The sequence below is a fragment of the Nitrospiraceae bacterium genome (assembly GCA_020632595.1).
GTDB lineage: Bacteria > Nitrospirota > Nitrospiria > Nitrospirales > UBA8639 > Nitrospira_E.
Map to the genome: position 1 here is coordinate 14,587 of JACKFF010000006.1, position 19,658 is coordinate 34,244.

General features: G+C 52.7%; 18 protein-coding genes. 17 read left to right on the forward strand and 1 reads right to left on the reverse strand.

The annotated features are described in order from the left end of the window. Positions 1-2: 2 nt before the first annotated feature. Both H6750_12105 and H6750_12110 read left to right on the forward strand, forming a co-directional pair. Positions 3-2,192, forward strand: coding sequence for an LPS-assembly protein LptD (locus H6750_12105; GenBank protein ID MCB9775046.1), 2,190 nt, complete (start codon positions 3-5; stop codon positions 2,190-2,192). Continuing rightward, positions 2,177-2,842: a hypothetical protein gene (locus H6750_12110; protein MCB9775047.1), complete on the forward strand. Its 666-nt coding sequence runs from the start codon at positions 2,177-2,179 to the stop codon at positions 2,840-2,842. Before H6750_12105 ends, H6750_12110 begins: the two co-directional genes overlap by 16 nt. Here H6750_12110 and H6750_12115 read toward each other — a convergent pair whose 3' ends face one another. Further along, positions 2,843-3,070 carry a hypothetical protein gene (locus H6750_12115; protein MCB9775048.1) on the reverse strand — a complete coding sequence of 76 codons (228 nt, stop codon included), beginning with the start codon at positions 3,068-3,070 and terminating at the stop codon, positions 2,843-2,845. 292 nt (positions 3,071-3,362) lie between these two features. Here H6750_12115 and H6750_12120 point away from each other — a divergent pair, with 292 nt between their 5' ends. The 15 genes from H6750_12120 (at position 3,363) to H6750_12190 (ending at position 19,632) form a co-directional block, all read left to right on the forward strand. Further along, positions 3,363-4,823 (forward strand): sigma-54-dependent Fis family transcriptional regulator, encoded by a 1,461-nt coding sequence (locus tag H6750_12120; protein MCB9775049.1) that lies wholly within the window; start codon positions 3,363-3,365, stop codon positions 4,821-4,823. A 343-nt stretch (positions 4,824-5,166) separates the two neighbouring features. Beyond that, positions 5,167-7,140, forward strand: coding sequence for a tetratricopeptide repeat protein (locus H6750_12125; GenBank protein MCB9775050.1), 1,974 nt, complete (start codon positions 5,167-5,169; stop codon positions 7,138-7,140). Then, positions 7,121-8,284, forward strand: a complete 1,164-nt coding sequence (locus H6750_12130) for a hypothetical protein (GenBank protein ID MCB9775051.1) — start codon at positions 7,121-7,123, stop codon at positions 8,282-8,284. Before H6750_12125 ends, H6750_12130 begins: the two co-directional genes overlap by 20 nt. A gap of 11 nt (positions 8,285-8,295) precedes the next feature. Continuing rightward, positions 8,296-9,684, forward strand: coding sequence for a sigma-54-dependent Fis family transcriptional regulator (locus H6750_12135; GenBank protein MCB9775052.1), 1,389 nt, complete (start codon positions 8,296-8,298; stop codon positions 9,682-9,684). 313 nt (positions 9,685-9,997) lie between these two features. Then, the gene (flgB, locus tag H6750_12140; GenBank protein ID MCB9775053.1) at positions 9,998-10,414 is read left to right on the forward strand and encodes a flagellar basal body rod protein FlgB; all 417 of its coding nucleotides are present in this window, start codon (positions 9,998-10,000) and stop codon (positions 10,412-10,414) included. A gap of 128 nt (positions 10,415-10,542) precedes the next feature. Beyond that, entirely contained in the window at positions 10,543-10,986 is a 444-nt protein-coding gene (flgC, locus tag H6750_12145) for a flagellar basal body rod protein FlgC (GenBank protein ID MCB9775054.1), read from the forward strand. Between the two features lie 34 nt (positions 10,987-11,020). Next, positions 11,021-11,323 (forward strand): flagellar hook-basal body complex protein FliE, encoded by a 303-nt coding sequence (fliE, locus tag H6750_12150; protein ID MCB9775055.1) that lies wholly within the window; start codon positions 11,021-11,023, stop codon positions 11,321-11,323. Between the two features lie 150 nt (positions 11,324-11,473). Continuing rightward, positions 11,474-13,066 (forward strand): flagellar M-ring protein FliF, encoded by a 1,593-nt coding sequence (fliF, locus tag H6750_12155; protein MCB9775056.1) that lies wholly within the window; start codon positions 11,474-11,476, stop codon positions 13,064-13,066. 3 nt (positions 13,067-13,069) lie between these two features. Next, entirely contained in the window at positions 13,070-14,065 is a 996-nt protein-coding gene (gene fliG / locus H6750_12160; GenBank protein MCB9775057.1) for a flagellar motor switch protein FliG, read from the forward strand. Positions 14,066-14,078: 13 nt separating this feature from the next. After that, a complete protein-coding gene (locus tag H6750_12165) occupies positions 14,079-14,684 on the forward strand; it encodes a hypothetical protein (GenBank protein MCB9775058.1) in 606 nt (201 codons plus the stop codon). After that, positions 14,681-16,024, forward strand: a complete 1,344-nt coding sequence (locus H6750_12170; protein ID MCB9775059.1) for a FliI/YscN family ATPase — start codon at positions 14,681-14,683, stop codon at positions 16,022-16,024. The genes H6750_12165 and H6750_12170 overlap by 4 nt, the downstream gene beginning before the upstream one ends. Further along, entirely contained in the window at positions 16,021-16,467 is a 447-nt protein-coding gene (locus H6750_12175; GenBank protein ID MCB9775060.1) for a hypothetical protein, read from the forward strand. Before H6750_12170 ends, H6750_12175 begins: the two co-directional genes overlap by 4 nt. 137 nt (positions 16,468-16,604) lie before the next feature. Further along, positions 16,605-17,321 (forward strand): hypothetical protein, encoded by a 717-nt coding sequence (locus tag H6750_12180; protein MCB9775061.1) that lies wholly within the window; start codon positions 16,605-16,607, stop codon positions 17,319-17,321. A gap of 3 nt (positions 17,322-17,324) precedes the next feature. Then, complete coding sequence (locus H6750_12185) at positions 17,325-18,905, forward strand: hypothetical protein (GenBank protein MCB9775062.1); 1,581 nt, start codon at positions 17,325-17,327, stop codon at positions 18,903-18,905. A 58-nt stretch (positions 18,906-18,963) separates the two neighbouring features. Next, positions 18,964-19,632 (forward strand): flagellar hook assembly protein FlgD, encoded by a 669-nt coding sequence (locus H6750_12190; GenBank protein ID MCB9775063.1) that lies wholly within the window; start codon positions 18,964-18,966, stop codon positions 19,630-19,632. Positions 19,633-19,658: the final 26 nt, after the last annotated feature.

A 19,658-nucleotide genomic window follows, 5' to 3' on the forward strand; every position in this document is an offset into this window, starting at 1 on the left:
CCGTGTTCGGGCAACCGGATGGTCCCGCTGTGGAATCCGAGGAAGTCCCTGCTGCTTCCTCAGCTGGGAAGGGCTCTGCCGAACCAACTTCAGAGGGAGTTCCCGTCGCCATTAATGGCGACCGGATTGAATATGATAATAATCGGGAAGAATATCAAGCGACCGGGGCTGTGGATATCACACGCGGACCCATTCATCTCAATGCGGATGAAGCCACGCTACAAAAGCTTACGGGGCGTCTCACGGCGCGTGGGCATGTGCATTTACGAGATGAGAAGACCGATATCTGGTCGGAGGAGCTTGAACTCAATCTCAATACCGAAGCGGGTGTGATCATCAATGGTAGTATTTTTCTCAAGGAGCAGAATTCCTTTGTGACGGGCCGACGTCTCCAGCGGTTTTCTGAAACCCATTATCGGGTCAAGGAGGGTTCCTTTACCAATTGTGATGCGAAGAATGGCGAGATTCCAGCCTGGCGATTTAACTTTCATGATATGGATGTGGAATATGAGGACAGTTTGTTTGGTAAAGGCGTATGGTTCAATGTGAACGATGTGCCGGTGTTCCCGCTTCCCACCTTTCGATATCCGCTGGGCGCTTCTCGAAAAAGCGGATTCTTGTTTCCTACTACCGGGTACAATACTAATTTCGGTTACCAGTATCGGCAGGGGTATTTTTGGGCCATCAATCCCAGCAATGATTTAACCATTTCCCCCCAAATCTTAACGGAGCGTGGAGGAGGCGCGGATCTGGAATATCGCTATGTGTGGAATCGGCTCACAAAGGGAGAATGGTTGGTACGCTCGCTTTATGATACCCAGCAAAATCGTGGGCGGGCAGAAGTTCGAGGAGCTCATGTTCAGCAATTTAATCCTGATTTGTCCTTACGAATGCGCGCCAATTTTTCAAGTGATCGAACGGTTTTGCAGAATTTTAGCAGTTCCGGGACTCAACGGGCTTTACCCAGCCAAGAGTCTCATCTCACTATTTTGCAACGGCTTGATCATGGAGCGCTGTATTTTTCTGGTCAATATATTCAGCCGTTAAGCACCGGCGGGAGTACGACCTTTCAGCGTTTACCGGAAATCGGGCATCGCTTCGTGAATCCCAGTGTCTTGGGCAGTCCCATATCGCTGACTGCGGAAACGACCGCGGTGCAATTTCACAGGCAGACGGGATTCGATGTCGGCCGTATCGATGTGATGCCGGGACTGTCAATGGAAGGGCTCCATCTGGGGCATGCATTGGGATTCCGTCCCCAGGTGAAATTTCGTGAAGTCGGGTATAGCCGAGGACTGACTGACAAATCAGCGCAACATCGTGAAACCTTTTGGGCCGGCGCTGAATTGTTCTCGAATGTCTCAAAACGGTTTTCCCTCGGCGATGGGAATTGGATCCGGCATTCTATACAACCGAATGTAATTTATGAGTATGTGCCACAGACAAAACAATCCGAATTAGTTCAGATCGATGCGGTGGATGATTTGATTCAAAAGAGCCTGGTGACCTATTCCTTGAGAAATCGTCTGAGCCAAATTGGTGGCGGGACGTCCAATGCCTGGTTGGATCTGTTCTTTGCCCAAAGTTATCATGTGGCCGATCCCCCGCCCTTCGCCTCCCGCTTTTCAGATATCTGGACACGGGGGGATTTTCATTCACCGGTCGATTCCTCAGCCTTCATCTCGGCCTTCAATCTGAGGGTTGATGCCTTTTACGATCCGAATAGGAAATATTTTTCTCAGATGAACACGGATGTGCTCATCCAAAGCCGGCAGACATGGTATATGACCGTTGGTCAGCGGTATACCAAAGCGGGGACGAGAGTGCGCCGTGGAGATATTTGGAATCCCGTGTCGTTTAATGAGGTGTTGGCTCCGGATGAGGAAATTCTCTATCTGACCACTGGTGGTGGAGTGCGTTTGCCGCATGGTGTGACCCTGGGCACCAAGTGGTATCATGACTTACGGACGGGACAGACTGCGGAATGGGATGTGGTCGGGCTATACCAAAATCCTTGCCGATGTTTTTCCCTCGGGCTTACATATACAAGGCTTCCTGACCGCTCACAATTTGAATTTCTTATCAGTCTGACCGGGTTGTGGGGTACCCAAGGGCATGGGACGCAATTAATGAAGTTGATTTTGGGCCCCATCATGGCGGGAGAGCGTGGAATTCCTTGGGACTATCGGTAACCGTCATGCGGATTATGGCCATGCGCATGCGCGCGTTTCCGGTGATGGTGCTATGGGGCTTAGCCTTCTGGCCGCTTCATGTCTGGTCGCAAGAAGTCGTTACTGATCAGGTCACCATTACGTTGGCAAGAGGACAGTTGTTTGGCATCACGTCCGGCGAGGGAATTGCCAGGAGGGTGTTAGCGCCGGGGGAAGACGTACTGGTGGTTGAAAGCAAAGGTGTGACGGGATTTGTTCAGACAACCACACGGTTGCTTGGTTTTTCAGGTCGGTTGCAACGGTGGGTGGAAATGAATCTTTCCTCGGCCGAGGAAGTGATCACCGCCACGGTCACTCCCCAAATGATTATTGTTCAAGGTCGACAGGCGGCTTACGGTTTTCAAAGTGATCTGGGTCGTTGGAAACGGGAACCTTGGGGAGCCGGAGAGGTCTTGGTGAAGAGTATTGTGAATGACTATGTGGCCGTGCTCATTTCCAATCGACGGGCCTTGGGGTTTTCTGCGTTGACCGGAGGGTTTTTCCCGCAAGATCTTCCATCCGGCAATACGATTGATCAGACGGAAGCCAATGCGAATATTGTAATCATCCACCTGTCAGGACTGATGTTGGTATTCCGATCCGGATTGGCAATTTGGACGGTGTTGCCCTGATTAATTGGAGGCAGGACTACTGGCTAATTCCTGGTGCTTGGTGACGCCCGGGTAATCCACCCCGATAGGCCTGTTTGAGCAATAATGGCTCCACCAGTCAATGACTTCCTGAAGAAAAGGATCTTCCGGACCCGTTGCAAAGAGGTGACCATAGAGATAGCCGGTTTGGGTATCAAAGAGAATGAATATCGGCATGGGGGCGGGTTGTGGAAGATGTGGCGTGTCCATGGGTCGTCGGGATCGTGCGTCAGAGGTTCCTTCCGTTTTTCTCTAGGTATTCTTGTCGGAACGTGTTGGATATTTCTTAAATATACCCTCGGATCAAAGGGCGGTGATCGTTCATGGGAAATTCAGCGTCTTATCGAGGTTTGACTAGACGAGGGGAAGGGACCCGGCAACGATTGGAGCAAATTAGTAGACAACTCTTGACCTTCCCCGTCAAATGGGGTAGCTATGTTCCTTTACCGCCCAACCTGGTCAACGGTATGGGCGTTTATCTGGGCTGAGAGGGAGGCTAATCATGGAGGCATTCGATTCTGCTGGATCAGCTATCGCGAAACAGGTTGCCAGGATCCTGCTTGTTGAAGATGAAGTCGATGTGCGGGAGTCCATCAAGTTGCAGCTTGAGGATGAGGGACATCAGGTTGTAGACACGGAATCCGGCGGCGATGCCTTGGTGCTGGCCGAGTCCTCCCAGTTCGATGTTGTCCTGACCGACGTGATGATCCCCGACATTAACGGAATTGAGCTGGTTCAGCGCATTACGCAGCTTCCCAATCATCCGGTCATGATCGTCATGACGGGATATGGGTCGGTGGAGATGGCGGTGAAAGCGATTAAAGCCGGTGCCTTTGATTTTCTCTCTAAACCCTTTTCCATGGATGTGCTGAGTGCCACGCTTGCCAGTGCCATACGTGTTAAGTGTCTTCAGGACGAGAATGTCGAATTGAAAAAAACCGTCAGGGGCCAATTTAGTTTAGGAAAACTCATTAGCTCCAGTCAGGTGATGCAAGAAGTGTTTCAGCTGATCGATTGCGTGGCGGATACCGATAGTACCGTGCTGATTTTAGGAGAAAGTGGAACCGGCAAAGAATTAATTGCCCAAACCATTCATTGTCATAGCACGCGGCGCCAGGGAAGCTTGATTCCTGTCAATTGCGGAGCGATTCCCGAGGCGTTATTAGAAAGTGAATTGTTCGGTCATGAGAAAGGTGCCTTTACCGGAGCGGTCGCATCACGAGTCGGACGATTTGAGTTGGCGACCGGGGGAACCATTTTCCTTGATGAAATCGGTGATCTGAGTCCTCCCCTCCAAGTCAAACTTCTTCGTGTCTTACAGGAGCGAACGTTTGAACGGGTAGGAGGTACTCGAACATATAAGTCGGATGCTCGTGTCATTGCCGCCACAAATCAGGACCTTGAATCCCTGGTGGCTGCGAAACAATTTCGGGAAGATTTATTTTATCGGTTAAATGTGGTGCCGGTTCTTGTCCCTCCTCTCCGGCATCGGGTCGAAGATATCCCCCTCTTACTTCAGCATTTCATCACAATGTTCAATGATCGCCGAAAAGCGGAGCTCACCGGGGTGGCTGATGATGCCATGAGTCTCTTATGTGAATATCCCTGGCCGGGAAATGTTCGGGAACTTGGAAATATCGTTGAACGGATTGCGATCTTGAAACGGCGGGGGCTGATCGTCCCGGAAGATTTACCGGAAAAAATCCGGCGATTACCCTCCTCTCATCTCCCAACCATGCCCGCGGCAATTCCTGTGGCCGGGATGGATCTCTCGAGGACGGTTGAGGAGTTTGAAAACCGGTTGATTCTTGAAGCGCTCGAGCGAACGAATTGGGTCAAAAGTAAAGCGGCTCGTCTCTTGCAAATCAATCGCACCACCCTCATTGAAAAGTTAAAAAAGAAATCCCTGGCCGAAGTGGTGGCACAACGTGCCACCCCATCCGAAGATCTGGCTGACGTGTAACGATCGAGGACACCCGGCCTTTCCTACCCTGTGTTTGCCTTCCCATTTTGAACAAGCCTGAGGTTCTGACCATTCCGTCAACTCCTTGACGGCGGCAATTTTGTCCGTTCGTCGTCGTCCTGACAAAACTTCCTGGTTTTTCAACGAAAACCCTGTGGTCGATTTTTTGTCATCGGCAAGAATGACTCCGGTCTAATTTTTGCTGAAGAGGTCTATCAGGTTGGAGCAGAAACCAAAAGTGAGGAAATGTACTTGGATTGTGCTGTTCTGTGTGATCTGGCCCAGCGCAGTTTTGGGAGGCCCTTGTTCTGATTTTTCCTGGTATGTTTCCCGCGATATGGTTATGCCGGAGATTCTTCGAAAGGGGCAGGATGCCTTGCGGGCGGGACAACTCTTGGAAGCCAGAAAGATGTTTGCCACCTATCTGAATGAGCAGGAACATGGGCAGTTTGCAGAAGGGACCCGTTGGGTTCTGGCCTCTCTTCCTGATCCCTTGGATGAACCCGGGAGAGAAAAATTTCAACGCATCGAACGTCTCCAAGCGATGAAAATGAATGATCCGGGGAGTGTGTATGTCCCATGGGCCGTGTGTGCCATGGGTAATGTGTATTGGGAGGCTGGATGGTTTTCAGAAGCCAGCGGAATATTCGAAGATTTTCTCCGGTCCTATCCCGATCATCCGTTAGCGGGTGGAGTCATGGTCGAAGCCGGGCTAGGGTATCTGAGCAATAAGCAATATTTGGAGGCGGCGCTGATTCTCAGACGAGTGGTGGAAGAACCCAAATGGAGTGGCCATCGCCTCAAGGCTGCATTAGGGTTGGCGGATGCTACGGCCATGGCGAAGGCTTGGAAGCAAGCGTATTACTGGTATCGGGTGGTCGAAGCCGAAAAGCCTGAACTCATTCGCGGGTCTGGAACTTCATCCTATCAGTATGGATTAACGGAACTTGCCGTTGGAAATCCCGACATGGCGATATCCAGATTTTTGCTGGCGGTGAATCTCCATCCGCATGAGGAGCCAGCCGGTATGGCTTTGAACCAGATATCAGAAAAGTTGTGGAAAGAAGGGCATGAATATCTAGCCTTGTATTTTGCCGATCAAGCCCGACAACGTTTTCCCGACCAGGAGCCCGGTCGACGGGGACAGGCCGCGCTCACCAGATGGGTCGTGGCGTTTGTCACCCGGGAGCACGCCAAGGAGGACTGGGTCAAGGTGTATCATCGGTTTGATGATTTGGAAATCTATCTCTCGCTCTCATGGGATTATGTACTGGAAACGGCCGATATGCTCAGTCATGCTCTGGAAAGGGATGTGGCTGATGAGGGCCTGTTGTGGATGGGGCAAGCCTATCAGGCGCTTGGCGAATACGCTGATGCGGTTCAAGCCTATGCCCGCCTCATTGTCGTAACCCCGTCCGATGACAGGCGTCAGACAGGGCAGGATCGACTCGCCCGCTTGTTACAGCATCAGATTCGTTCTTTCTATGATTCGAAAGCCTGGGTGCCGCTACTCAAGTTTCACGCCGATTATCAAGATGCGTTTCAGCTGGTGCCCTTGGAACGGGAGCGTCTCTTCATGGTGGCGCAAGCCTATCAACAAGTGAAACTTCCGGCTGAAGCCTGGCATTGGTATGGCAAACTCTTAAAGGAGTATCCCGACAGTCCGCTTCGGGAAGACATTCGTCTGCAGCAGGTGGTAGTTGCTCAAGAGCAGGAAAACCGATCCTTGGTGCGAGAGGCGGGGGCGTCCTATCTCCGGGAGTTTCCTCATGGCCAGGGACGAGGGCGGGTGGAGACCATTCTTGCCTTGGAAGCTCTCACGGACAAACGGTATGAAGAGGCGATACAAGGTTTCTCGTCGGCTCTCCAGCATGTAGACGGTGCAGTAGAACAACGCTATGTGCTCCGGAATCGGGCACGCGCCTATCGAGCGCTCGGGCGGATGGAGTCCGTGGTGCAAGACCTCCGCCAGGTGGTGTCCATTCAACCCACGCAGGTTTCCGATGTCCTCCGTTTGGGGGATGCCATGTTTGATCATGGGGACTATGTCGAAGCTCAACATCAGTACGATCAAGCCCTGGCCTTTGATGCGCCGCCGGCCTTGCACACCTGGGCCAAATATCGGTTAGCGGCTTCGCTTGAATACATGGGGAAGTCCGATGAAGCGGCCACACTGCTTGCTGAAATCCGTCAATTACAAACCCGTTCTCCCGAATTGGAACATACCATTCGTTCGGCCGCCACGGCGGTGTTGGATGAAATGTCCTCGAAAGAAACGCCACCAACCAGGATACCCGATGCCCCAATTAAATCCTAAACCGATGATCGCTTTGAGTTCAGGAAGGAACAAGGAATTGAGTTGGCCGACACTCGACTCTACCACCGAGCCGACGATCTCCAGTGAAACCCTCAGTCTGGCGCTAGAGGCCAAATATGCGGAAACGCAACGATTGCATCATCATCTGCATCGTTTGGTGAAAAGTCTTCCGTTACCTGCCTTGCTCTATAACCGCAAGGGGAGGATTGTGACGGCCAATCATGAGGCCCATGTGCTGATGGGAGGAATCGATTGGAAAAAGATGAATTGGCACGTTCAGGATCTCTGGACAAACCTGGGATGGCCATCGGTTCCATTTTCAGAGTGGAAGTGGAAATCAGGCCGTGTGTCCTGTTGGGATTGTCCGTTAGGAGGCATGGATCAACCATCCAGTCTGACGGTTCGTTATCTCAAATACGAAGGTGACGCGCACAGTGCACGAACCGAACAGATTGAACGTTTGGCGACCATAGGAGAACAGGTCGGGCGGCTGGCGCATGATATTCGGAATCCACTGGCGAGTATTGAATGGTTTGCCACACTTTTGGGGCGCGATGGTCCGTCCGGCAATGGACGTCGTGAGCTGGCGGATCAATTACTTCACACCATTCGTTCATTGGAGGGACTGGTCTCCAATCTCTTAACATCCACCACGCCATTGAAGGGAAATCGGCAGTGCGTGAACCTCTTGGAACTGTTGGATGATGTGGAGCTCCTGGCCACGTTTCCCCTCAGAATCAAACGGCTGACCATTCACCGGCAGCGAGAAATCTCACTTCTCGAGATTTTGGGTCACGAGCAGTTATTAAAACAGGCACTTTTGAATCTCCTCTTGAATGCGATTCAGGCTTCTCCGCTTGATGGTCATATTGAGATTCATTGCCGGCGGGACTCTCGGCCGGCGCCGGGAAGGGCCGCCTCCGCCATGGTCGATGGGGTGGCATTGAGTATTCGAGATGAAGGATGCGGCATGTCCGAAGAAGACCTCACCAGGGTCTTTCAGCCATTTTATTCGAAACGCCAGGGAGGGACAGGCCTGGGACTCCCGATTGTGAAAGACATAATGCAGGTGCATCAAGGCGTGATTGAGATGGAAAGCCAGACCGGCAAAGGCACAACGGTCAAACTATTTTTTCCCCAATAAAGGAGATTGGCATGATCGATACCGAGGGTGGAGTGGGCCGGGGTATCCTGGTCGTTGAAGATGATGAACAGTTGCAATCGGCCTTGACTTACGCGTTGAGTCAGCACGGGTATGCCGTCACGGTTGCCAGAGATGGCTATGAGGGTTTGGAGCGGATGGAACGCGAGGCCCCATGGCTGGTGCTGACTGATCTGAATTTGCCGGGCAAAGGAGGGATGGATTTTTTACGGGAAGTCCGAAGCCAGGGTTACCATATGCCGGTGGTGGTTATGACCGCGTATGGTGGAGTGGATGCCGCAGTCGAGGCTCTTAAATACGGGGCAACCGATTTTCTGCAAAAGCCATTTCCCCTTGATCGTCTTGAAAAATTAATCGACCAGTTAAAAGATGCGCAGCCTGTGTCAGGGCTGGAGGTTCTGAGGGAACAGGAACGATGCCGCCGTGAAGAGCCGCGTGAAGGATTCCTGACCAGAGATCCGAAAGTGTTGAACACCATCAGCATGTTGGAGATGGTGGCGGCCAGCCCGGCGACCATTTTGATTCAAGGCGAAAGCGGAACGGGAAAGGAAGTCCTGGCCCGGCATGTCCATCGTCATAGTCCCCGGGCCTCTCAACCCTTTGTGGCGATCAATTGTGCCGCTCTGCCGGAAGGCCTCTTGGAAAGTGAATTATTTGGCTATGAAAAGGGGGCCTTTACCGGCGCGCTCGCGAGACGATGCGGCAAGTTTGAATTAGCTCACCAGGGAACATTGTTGTTGGATGAAATCGGGGAAATGAGTTTGGGATTACAGGCCAAATTACTCAGGGTCCTTCAAGAACGTGAAGTGGATCGCCTTGGCTCCAGACAGCCGGTGCAGGTGGATGTGCGGGTGATTGCCACGACAAACCGGAATCTGGCACAGGAAGTACAGGCCGGACGGTTTCGTGAGGATGTGTATTACCGGCTGAGTGTCATGCCGTTTACTATCCCCCCTCTGCGTGATCGTCCCGAGGACGTTCAATTATTGGCCGAATATTTTGCCAACCGGTCATTGCGGCGAAACCGGCGCACGCTGTGCGAGATCTCTGAAGAAGCGATGTCCTATTTGAAACGGCGTCCATGGCGAGGAAACGTACGCGAACTGGAAAATGTGATTGAGCGGGGCGTGCTATTAGCCGGCAATGGGCCATTACTGATTGAACATTTTCAGTTTGAGGAGCCCGTGTTGTCGACCAATCATGCCAGTGCGCCGTGTGGGACTATCTGGGAAATGGAACGGGAACTTATTTTGAGAACTCTGGAGCGCCATGATGGGAATCGGACCCACGCGGCCAGGACCTTGGGAATCAGTATTCGGACCCTACGGAATAAATTACGGGAATATCGACAGTTAAACGGGGGGCTTTCCTTGGGTATTTAAAAGGAGGAAATGGAAGAACATCTGGATGCCTCGCGACTGCCGGCTGTCAGGAATGGCAGGAGTAGGGCGGAAAAATATGCCGATCCGGGAAAAAGTTTCCTTGCGGCCATGAACGACGTACGGTGAGAGAGTTGAGGAGTACGAGGAAAAGCGGGAGGGTCTCTTTTTTCGCTTTACGGTTCATTTCTTGCCGGTACTTTCTGGCATTGGTGTTGCTGCCTTGCGGAAGGACGTGAGGGTTTTCTCGGACAGTCAGGAGGGGGATGCAGGTGCAGATACAGGAGTACATGAAAATTGGAAAGGAGAGAAGGCTATGATGATTTCCCCGTGGGATGAAGGCACGCGACTCTTTGAGCGGTCACTGGATGTCCGGAGCGGTATTCAGGAAACGATTGCCTCCAACATGGCCAACGAAGAAACGCCGGGCTATAAGTCCAGGATCCTGCCCTTCCACGAAACCTTCAATGCGGTTCTTCGAGGGGATGGCCCATTAGAGTCTGTCGTCACCAATCCGAAACATGTGCGCACGGCCTCAGAGGATTCCCGGATATTTCAGCACACCATCAAACAGGATGCCGGAGCCGGGTTAGACGAGAATACCGTGAATTTGGAAAAAGAAATGACCCTGATGGCGGAAAATACCTTAATGTATATGGCGGTCAGTCAATTCTTAAAAGGGCGCTTCGATGGGTGGAATGCGGCAATTGATGGAGGTAGTGGCGGTAGGTGAAGGTTTTTGAACTAGTGCTTCCTATTACGCCGATCCCAGTAAAGCCGAGTGAACCCGTGAAGCGTGAGGTTGGCCAAGATAAGAAGGATGAGAAGAGCTGAAATGGGTGCCGGAACAAGGAGGTTGAGATGAATATTGATCGAGTGTTTTCGGTCGTCGGGTCTGCCTTGGATGCACAACGGCAGCGGCTAAATATCATTGCCAGTAACTTAGCCAATGCGGAATCCACCCGGACGCCGGAAGGAGGACCATACATCAGACGTGATGTCGTGTTTCAAGCCTCACCGGCAGAGCGCCAGTTTTCCAATGTATTTGCCAATGCCTTTGGTGATCAGTCCGGACCAGCCGGCGTTCGGGTGACGGATGTGATTCAAGACGAGCGACCGTTACGAACCATGTACGATCCCAGTCATCCCGATGCGGATGAACAGGGGTATGTACACCTTCCGAATGTGAATCCGATTGAGGAGATGGTGAATCTCATGTCGGCCACCCGGGCCTACGAGGCCAATCTCGCGGTGATGGAAACCGGCAAGACGATGACGCTTCGTGCATTAGAAATGAGTCGTTAAGACGTTTCAATTCTGAAGGAAGGAGAACGGGGAAATGGACGATCTTCAGATTAAAGGCATTGAGGGTGTTTCGGAATCGTTTGGTGTCACCCCGCTGAAAGGACCCGCTAGCCAGGACAAGGGATTCAGCGATCTCTTGAAGAATGCGGTGGAGTCCGTCAATACAATGCAATATGAGGCCATGCGATTGGAAGATGCGGTTGCCAAGGGAGAAAATGTCAACATTCATCAAGCGGTCATTGCCGGTGAAAAAGCCGGGTTATCGTTCAAACTCTTGATGCAGGTCAGAAATAAGGTGATTGATGCCTATCAGGAAGTTATGCGGATGCAAGTGTAAGTCATGCTGGCCTTGAAACATGCTGGTTCCGACCATGGCGGAGACCTCAATGAGAGGGCCGGCACCGGTCACATCACGTACGAGTTCTCGGTGTAAGAATGATGCCCACATTTCTTCAATCGCGAGCATTGAGCACAATCCGCCAATCCCATGGACAGCCTTCTTAGTAATTTTCAAGCCTTAACCTTAACCCAGCGGATCGGCGTGGTCGTCGTCCTGGCTTTAGCCCTGGCGACCATTCCAATGTTGATGGTGGTCGGAAGGGCCCCTGAATTGGTGGTGTTGTTTTCTCAGCTCAATCCCGATGATACGCGGGCAATTATTCAAGAACTGGGCAAGCAAGGCGCGGTCTATGAGGTGGGTGACGGCGGGAATACGATTAAAGTTCCTGCCGAACGGGTGCATGAATTGCGACTCCAGCTGGCCTCGTTAGGACTTCCTGAATCGGCTGGGGTGGGATTTGAAATTTTCGATCGAACCGGATTGGGCGTGACGCCTTTTACGCAACAAATGAATTACCGGCGGGCGCTTCAAGGAGAACTGGCGCGGACCATCTCGCAATTATCCCAAGTTGAGCGGGTACGCGTGCATCTGGTGATGCCCGAGAAGCGCCTGTTTGCGACGGAACAAAAACCAGCCCAGGCTGCAGTCGTGCTAACGCTCAAGCGTGGGGCTCCTCTTGGCGGCACACAGGTTCAGGGGATCGTGCATTTAGTGGCCAGTAGCGTCGAGGGATTAGAGCCCGGCCAGGTGACGGTCGTGGACAATCACGGTCAGGTGCTCAGTCAAAACTCTGCGGATAGTGATGCCCAACTGACGGCTTCTCAAATTGAAACTCAACGACGGGTAGAACGGGATCTGGAGCAACGGGTGCAGACGATGTTGGATCAGGTCTTGGGCCGGGACAAGTCTGTGATTCGGGTCACTGCGCCGTTGGAATTCCGGCAGGTCGAAATCACCGAAGAAAGCTTTGACCCCAATAGCCAGGTGGTACGAAGTGAAAACCGGAGTCAGGAGAAGGTGCTGGAATCCGGTTCGACCCACGGGGGACCGGGTGTTCCGGGTGTCAGGAGCAATGTCCCCAGTGAACTCAAGGCAGGAAACGGAACAGAACAAAAAGAAGCCAAACGAAAAAATGAAACCTTGAATTATGAAGTCAATCGTAAAGTGAGCAAAATCATTGAACCGACCGGGGCGATTAAGCGGTTAAGTGTGGCGGTCTTAGTGGATGGGACCTATGAAACGGCTCAGGGAGCTGATGGACAGGCGACTGGGGATACCTCGGAAAAGAAATATGTGCCACGGCCTGAACAGGAAATCCAGAATCTGGTCCAAATTGTGAAAAAAGCGGTCGGATTCTCCGAGGAACGCGGGGATCAAATTGAAGTCATCAATGTGCCGTTTGAATCTCCCGCCGTCCTTGAAGGTGAAGAAAGTTTCACGGCGGGTGTGCAATCCTTCCTGGCCGCGTGGGGTGGTTTTCTGAAGCCCGTCCTCTTTTTCTTCCTGGGAGTGATGGTGCTGTGGTTCGTGGTTCGACCGATGGCGCTGAATCTCACCAAGCCCACCGCGGCAGCGGTGGTCCTGCCGCAGAAAGGGTTGCCGGCCACGGTGACCGAGTATGAAGCCGAAATTTCCGAAACCCCTCAGGAACAAGCCATTAAGCTGGCTGCAGATAATCCGGCCTCCGCCGCGCAAGTGATTCGAACCTGGATTAAAGAAGAACAAGGGGAAAAAGTTTAATCCGTGAATAGTCAATTATCCGGATATGAGAAAGCGGCGATTTTGTTGCTTGCTATTGGGGAGAGTGCCGCGGTGGAAGTCTTGAAAGTCCTCGATCAAAAGGACATCCGGCAAATCGGCGCCTATTTGGGAGCGTTGGTCAATGTGGGGCAGGATGAACATCGATTGGTGTTAAAAGAATTCCGGGAATTGGCCGGAACATCCGGTCTGTCGGTGGAAGGCAAAACCTATCTTTCAAAAATCCTCAATGCGGCACTGGGTAAAGATAAAGCCCGGCGTATTTTGAGTTCCCTGAATACGTCGGAGAATGCCGGATTTGAAACCTTGAAATCCCTCGATGCAGCATCGATTGCGAACTTGTTGGCCATTGAACATCCTCAAACAGGCGCCTTGATTCTAGCCAATTTAGAATCTGATCACGCGGCTCAGATTTTGTCATTGCTCCCCGCAAATAAACGGGATGCCATCGTCTACCGGTTAGCCACCACAGAAGAAGTCTCGCCCAATATGTTGGACGAATTAAATTCTGTGCTTCAGGAGGAATTGCGTCTGGGGTCATCCAAAAATGCGGTGGCCGTGGGCGGGACCGGGCTGGTGGCCGAAATCCTGAATTCCGTGAAACGCAATGTGGAAGGGGAAATCCTGACCTCCCTGGAAAGCAAAAATCCGGAGATTGCCGAAGAAATCCGTGGGAAGATGTTTGTGTTTGAAGATCTGGAAAATGTCGATGATCGCGGAATGCAGGAATTGTTGCGTGAAGTCAGCAAAGAAGAATTATTGCTGGCTCTGAAGCCGATTGATGGCCCACTCCGGGATAAATTCTTTAAGAATATGTCCAGTCGAGCGGCGGAATCTCTGAAGGAAGATATGGAGACGCGAGGCCCGGTCAAGCTGAGTGATGTGGAAACCGCTCAGCAGAACATTATTAAAACCGTTCAGCGCCTGGCCGGTGAAGGCCGCGTAGCCTTGGGAGGAAAGGGTGAGGAGCAAATGGTCTAAGGTGCGTTCGCTTATGGAACAGGATGACACAGTCAAGCGTTTTCAGATGGTGGAATTAGTCCACAAAAGTGCGAAGCAGCGGGCCGAGGAGGCTCAACCTCATGATTGCAGGGAACTCCAACAAGCTGCCTTTGAGCGGGGACGCCAGGCCGGAATCGCCGAGGGGCGTGCCCAGTGCCATGCCCAAGTGGAGGAGGAGATCAAAAAGACCCTTCGATTAGCCAATCAAATTGGTCGGGCTCGGGTAATCGCGTTAGAAGAACAGGAACGGGATATTGTGGAGGTCGCGCTGGCGATTAGCAAAAAAATTCTGCTACGGGAATGTGAGAACGATAAAGAGCTCGTGGTTCGACAAGTGCGTCAGGTGCTTGGACTGCTTCACGACAAAACGTTAGTGACGCTGAAAGTCCATCCGCAAGACTTCAAAATCCTAGAGCCCCTTCAACACACATTACGACCGGAGTGGGCCGATGGCGATCATCTGGCACTTGAAGCCTTTGATGACGTCGACCCGGGTGGATGCCTGGTTGAGCAGGCCGGCCTTTTGTTCGATGCCAGGCTGACTCAACAACTGGCACTTTTAGCCAGCGAATTCGGATTGGAAGCCCCCCGGTTATGAGTCTCTCCACGATTCAACAACGGTTGGACGACATTGTTCCGGTGACGATTACCGGACGCGTCGTCAAAGCCGTGGGGCTGACTCTGGAAGGCACCGGCTTGGGAGCTTCGGTCGGTCAACGATGCCATATCTTCAGTAAGCGAGGGCAGTCGATGGTGGAGGGAGAAGTCATCGGGTTTCGGGAGCAACGTGTGGTGGTCATGCCGTTCGGAGCTGTACGCGGCATCGCCGCCGGAAACCTCATTCGCTACGATCCGACCTCTTCACGATTATTGGTCGGGCCTCAAATGTTGGGTCGAGTCGTGGATGGACTCGGGGAGCCGTTGGATGGAAAAGGGCCGCTGTCCCGTAGCCGCCGCTATGCTCTCTATGCGCCCGCTCCGGCGCCCATGCTCCGGGAGCGCATTACCATGCCCATGGATTTGGGCGTACGAGCTATCAATGCCCTGTTGACTTGCGGGGTCGGGCAAAAACTCGGGATTTTTGCCGGAAGTGGAGTCGGGAAAAGTGTCTTGATGGGAACGATGTGCCGGCACACATCTGCCGATGTGAATGTGATCGCACTGGTGGGTGAGCGAGGACGGGAAGTCCGGGAATTTCTGGAACGGGATCTGGGCCGGGAAGGGCTCCGCCGTTCGGTGGTGGTGGTGGCCACCTCGGATCAATCCCCGTTGGTGCGGGTCCGGGCAGCGTTTGTGGCCACCGCCATTGCCGAGTTTTTTCGGGATCAGGGCAATCAGGTGTTGCTCCTGGTTGATTCCCTAACCCGGTTGGCACATGCGCAACGGGAGGTGGGGCTGGCTGCCGGAGAACCGCCAACCACCAAAGGGTATCCGCCGTCTGTCTTTACGCTCTTTCCTCAAGTCTTAGAGCGGGTGGGGCCGGTGGGAACGGGATCCATAACCGGTCTGTATACGGTGCTTGTTGACGGTGACGATTTAAACGATCCCATTGCCGATTCTATCCGGTCTATTTTGGACGGACACATTGTGTTGACACGACGGTTGGCGATGCAAGGACACTTTCCCGCGATTGATGTCCTGCAAAGTGTGAGTCGGGTGATGTCGGATATCGCATCGACCACCCATCAGGATGCTGCCAGATTTCTGGTGCAGATGATGGCCGAATACCGGAATGCGGAAGACCTCATCAATTTGGGGGCGTATCAATTAGGGACGAATCCTCGACTCGATGCGGCGATCCACATGAAAGGGCCGATCGATGCTTTTCTCAGACAGCAACGCGAGGAAGGGGTGGGTATACCGGCAAGCTGCGAGGGTCTCGAATCGTTGGCACAACAGGGCCGGCGTCTTCTTGAAAGAAAGGGGAAAACCGTATGAATTGGACGACACTGCTCCGATTTCGAAAGCAAGTGGAAGACCTCGCCCGCGAAGAAGTGGTCTTGGCGGAGTGGGGAAAAAGTCAGATCGTCTCAAAACGGGATGACCTTATGCTTGAAATGGAAGTGGTGGCCACTGAATTGGACCAGCGCATACGAGAGGGTATCGACAATATGATTGCTGAGCAACGCTATCAGTGGCTGGATCAAATCAGTACGGCCATCGAACAACAAAGCCAACAGATTCAGATTGCGGAAGCCAATCTCGTTGATTTACGGGCCACATTAAAAAAGGCCCATCATGCCAGACGTGTGGTGGAGTTGGTGATCGCCAAGAAGGAGCAAGTGGTTATGCAAAAAGTCGCCACACAGGAACAACAGATGCAGGAAGATGTGACGGCTCATGCTTATGCCACTTCGCAACTTGAAGAAATGATCCAATAGGGATTGGAAATATGTGGAAAAAAATGCCTGTTCAGCCTATGCATGATCTTGACCATCCACCCAACAATGCTGCTTTCAATATGGCTCGGGGTGAAAGTCTGCCGAGGATCGAAAGGAATAAGGAGGGGGCGGGAGCCATGAAGCATCTTTTAATCTCACACTATACGCCTCACAGCTTCCGTTTCCCGTTTCACGCTTCAGAGGCCCAGGAACGCGGCCGGCGGCAATTTTCAACACTTCTGAATAGAACAATGTTGCCTAGTCGAACACTCATTGTCTGGTGGGTGTTGGCCATGATCCTGTGGGCCACCACGGTCGGATCCGTTCAAGAAACCCCGGAGGTGGGAACAACGGATTCATTTGAAAATCAAGCAGTTGAAAAGCGGTTGAATGAGGAAGCGCCCAGTGCAGAAATTACATTATTGGAACAATTGCAGGCGCGTCTCAAAGAGGTGGAAGAGAGGGAACGTGGTTTGCAACTACGTGAAGAACGGCTCATGGCACTCCAGCAGGATTTAGAGGCGCTGGCTGCACGACAAACCAAAGAGGGTAAACGGCTAGAGGGGGAGGCCTCTTCGCTTGCAGAAGAACAACGTCGATATGTGGAACAGGATCCGGCGTTAATTCATTTAATTAAAATCTATGAATCCATGGATCCCGAAGAAGCGGCCTTGCGAATCGCAGAAATGCGGGAAGGCTTAGCCCTGGATATTTTGGCCGCCATCAAAGATAAAAAGGCCGCCGGCGTGTTAGCGGGCGTTGAACCCGTCAAAGCGGCCCGATTATCAGAAGGCCTCAGGCGATATCGAGACATTAAATTGAACCAACGTAAGAACTCCAAGATGCAGAATTAAACGATGATGAATGCCGTGCCATTCCTTTTCGGACCTCTGGACAGTCCCCCACATATGACCGGTCAGGCCGGTGGAGTGAGGCTGGATCAGGGGAAGACTCCGGAAAACCCTTCCAATAATTCGTTCACCAAAATTTTTCGTAGCCAGACGGCCGCGGGCTCTTTACTGAATAGTGTATCCACGACGAGGTCAGGGGAGGATGGAGGACGAGGGTTGAACCTTGATTGGCTTGTCGGCACTCAGGCTGTATCGGGTGACACCCTCCCGTTCCTGTATCTGGCGAACCTTTTGGAGAACAATGGGCAAGGGGGACTCGAAGAAGGTGCCGTAGTGGGAAAACCTTCGATTCCCTTGAGGGCAGAAGGCGTAAATGGAAACAGCACAGGGGCTCAGGTGGAGAGCCAAACGGCGCTGTTCGGACTCTTGCCCGGGGATGGATCTCAGGATGGGTCGGTGGTCAATGCGGTTGTGACGCCCCAGGCATTCCTCCACGGAAAACCCGGAGGAGAGATAGGACAACCTGCGGTATTCGGCAGTCAGGCAGGCTTGCCCCTCTTGGCGGGCGCCTCTTCAAGTCAGACAGCAGTGGTGGGGAGCACGCCCGCCGGTCAGAGTGCGGCTCCTCTCGTTACCAAGGTCGATGCGGAACGGGGCCTCCAAAATGCCATGGCAGCGGTTGCTGGGAAGTCGGTAACAGAATCTCACGCGAATCAGCTGAATACAGTGGACCGCGCCTTGAGCCCTGTTCAAGATACTGGGCCTCGTTTGCTGCAAATTCCTCCATCACCGATAGGGCCTCAGCAGGAGTCAGTCAAGCTTGCGAACACTCCAGTCAATCAGGCGTTCCCGGTTCTAGAACCTTTTGAAGAAACGCCCGCAGGTATTGCCGATGCGGCTCAATTGAGTCAGAACCGATTGAAATATGTGAGCGGGGTTTCGTCCGTTCTGAGTGAATCGCCCGCGAACGGGAAGGAAGTCTTGATCGGGATTCCCCCAGACCTTCTTGGTGATCCCAATGTGGCATTGTCAGGCGATCGTTCAAGAGATGGTCTTGAGGCAACAGGGAAAGCCGAGGGAGTCGATCCCAATTCCGGACAGGGGCTCAGTAATGGCCTGGGCAATCCAACCCATTCTCAGTCAGGCTTTCAGCAGTCCTCGTCCTCTTCCTCACCTGGCTCGACTGCACGGATGGCGGAAGAGCGTGTCCCGGATCTTCCCGGCCCCGCGCTTCAACGCCTCCAAATGGAGGTGCAACTTTCCGAAACCAATCGAGTGCAGATTGAGGTGGGCGTGCAGCACCGGCAGGTCTATGCCAGCTTGTTAATGGATCAAGCCACTTTGAAAAATCTGGCGATCCAATTTGTTCCACAATTGGAAGAGCAACTGACCCAGGGCGAGATGGAGTTGCAGGAATTTTCCGCGGAAGTCCGCGATCACCAGAATGGTCAGGAATCAGACACACGTTCGGATGGGGCGGGAACGCAAGCGAGCCATCGGGGTATGCCTTCCCTCCGTCAAACACCAGGCTCGCTCTCCCATAGGGCCGGGCGGGCTGAGGAACAGGGATTCCACTTGGTGGCGTAAAGAAGATGCCATGATGCCCTCGTGTAAAGAAGGTTGGAAAAAATAGGAGCCTGACATTATGGAAGTTACGCCGACACAATCAGGAACGAATGCCACGGCCACAGGCGGTGCCAATGTGCAGGCGGCGGTTTCGGCCCTTGGCTCGGATGTCTTTCTTCGCTTGTTAGTCACGCAGTTGCAAAGCCAGGATCCCACCAACCCGGTCCAAAATGAGGATTTTGTGGCGCAGTTGGCGCAGTTCACCACCCTGGAGCAGGCTACGAGTACGAATAAACTCCTGGAAAAATTGATCGGCCAGGATACCCAACGGACACAATTAGATCTGGTGAATTTGATTGGACGGACGGTCGTTACGCAGGGCGATACCATCAGTATTGCCGGGGATGAACAGCCCACGCTGAGCTTTGCCTTAAGCGGAGAGGCCAGGTCGGTCATCATCAAGGTGTTGGACTCGGACCAGCACGTGGTCCGGACATTGGAGTCCACAGATGTTCAAAAGGCCGGGACCAATCAGGTTCAATGGGATGGGTTGAATGATTCGGGGGACCGGGTGCCGGAAGGCGTCTACCAGTTCATTGTGAAGGCCGAAGACGCCAATAAACAGCCTGTCCCGAATTTCACGTTCGCTCGTGAACGCGTTATGACGATTGCCTTTGGAGCGGAGAGTCCGGTCGTCCTGCAAAGTGGAAAAAGCTTACACACAGAGGACATTCTTTCAATTCTTTGAAGTGAACGGTGGTAGGGAAAAACAGC

Coding starts and splice junctions, on each gene's coding strand:
- H6750_12115 (MCB9775048.1), bottom strand. CDS start 3,070: ATGGACACGCCACATCTTCCACAACCCGCCCCCATGCCGATATTCATT.
- H6750_12120 (MCB9775049.1), top strand. CDS start 3,363: ATGGAGGCATTCGATTCTGCTGGATCAGCTATCGCGAAACAGGTTGCC.
- H6750_12125 (MCB9775050.1), top strand. CDS start 5,167: ATGCCGGAGATTCTTCGAAAGGGGCAGGATGCCTTGCGGGCGGGACAA.
- H6750_12130 (MCB9775051.1), top strand. CDS start 7,121: ATGCCCCAATTAAATCCTAAACCGATGATCGCTTTGAGTTCAGGAAGG.
- H6750_12135 (MCB9775052.1), top strand. CDS start 8,296: ATGATCGATACCGAGGGTGGAGTGGGCCGGGGTATCCTGGTCGTTGAA.
- flgB (MCB9775053.1), top strand. CDS start 9,998: ATGATGATTTCCCCGTGGGATGAAGGCACGCGACTCTTTGAGCGGTCA.
- flgC (MCB9775054.1), top strand. CDS start 10,543: ATGAATATTGATCGAGTGTTTTCGGTCGTCGGGTCTGCCTTGGATGCA.
- fliE (MCB9775055.1), top strand. CDS start 11,021: ATGGACGATCTTCAGATTAAAGGCATTGAGGGTGTTTCGGAATCGTTT.
- fliF (MCB9775056.1), top strand. CDS start 11,474: ATGGACAGCCTTCTTAGTAATTTTCAAGCCTTAACCTTAACCCAGCGG.
- H6750_12165 (MCB9775058.1), top strand. CDS start 14,079: ATGGAACAGGATGACACAGTCAAGCGTTTTCAGATGGTGGAATTAGTC.
- H6750_12170 (MCB9775059.1), top strand. CDS start 14,681: ATGAGTCTCTCCACGATTCAACAACGGTTGGACGACATTGTTCCGGTG.
- H6750_12175 (MCB9775060.1), top strand. CDS start 16,021: ATGAATTGGACGACACTGCTCCGATTTCGAAAGCAAGTGGAAGACCTC.
- H6750_12180 (MCB9775061.1), top strand. CDS start 16,605: ATGAAGCATCTTTTAATCTCACACTATACGCCTCACAGCTTCCGTTTC.
- H6750_12185 (MCB9775062.1), top strand. CDS start 17,325: ATGATGAATGCCGTGCCATTCCTTTTCGGACCTCTGGACAGTCCCCCA.
- H6750_12190 (MCB9775063.1), top strand. CDS start 18,964: ATGGAAGTTACGCCGACACAATCAGGAACGAATGCCACGGCCACAGGC.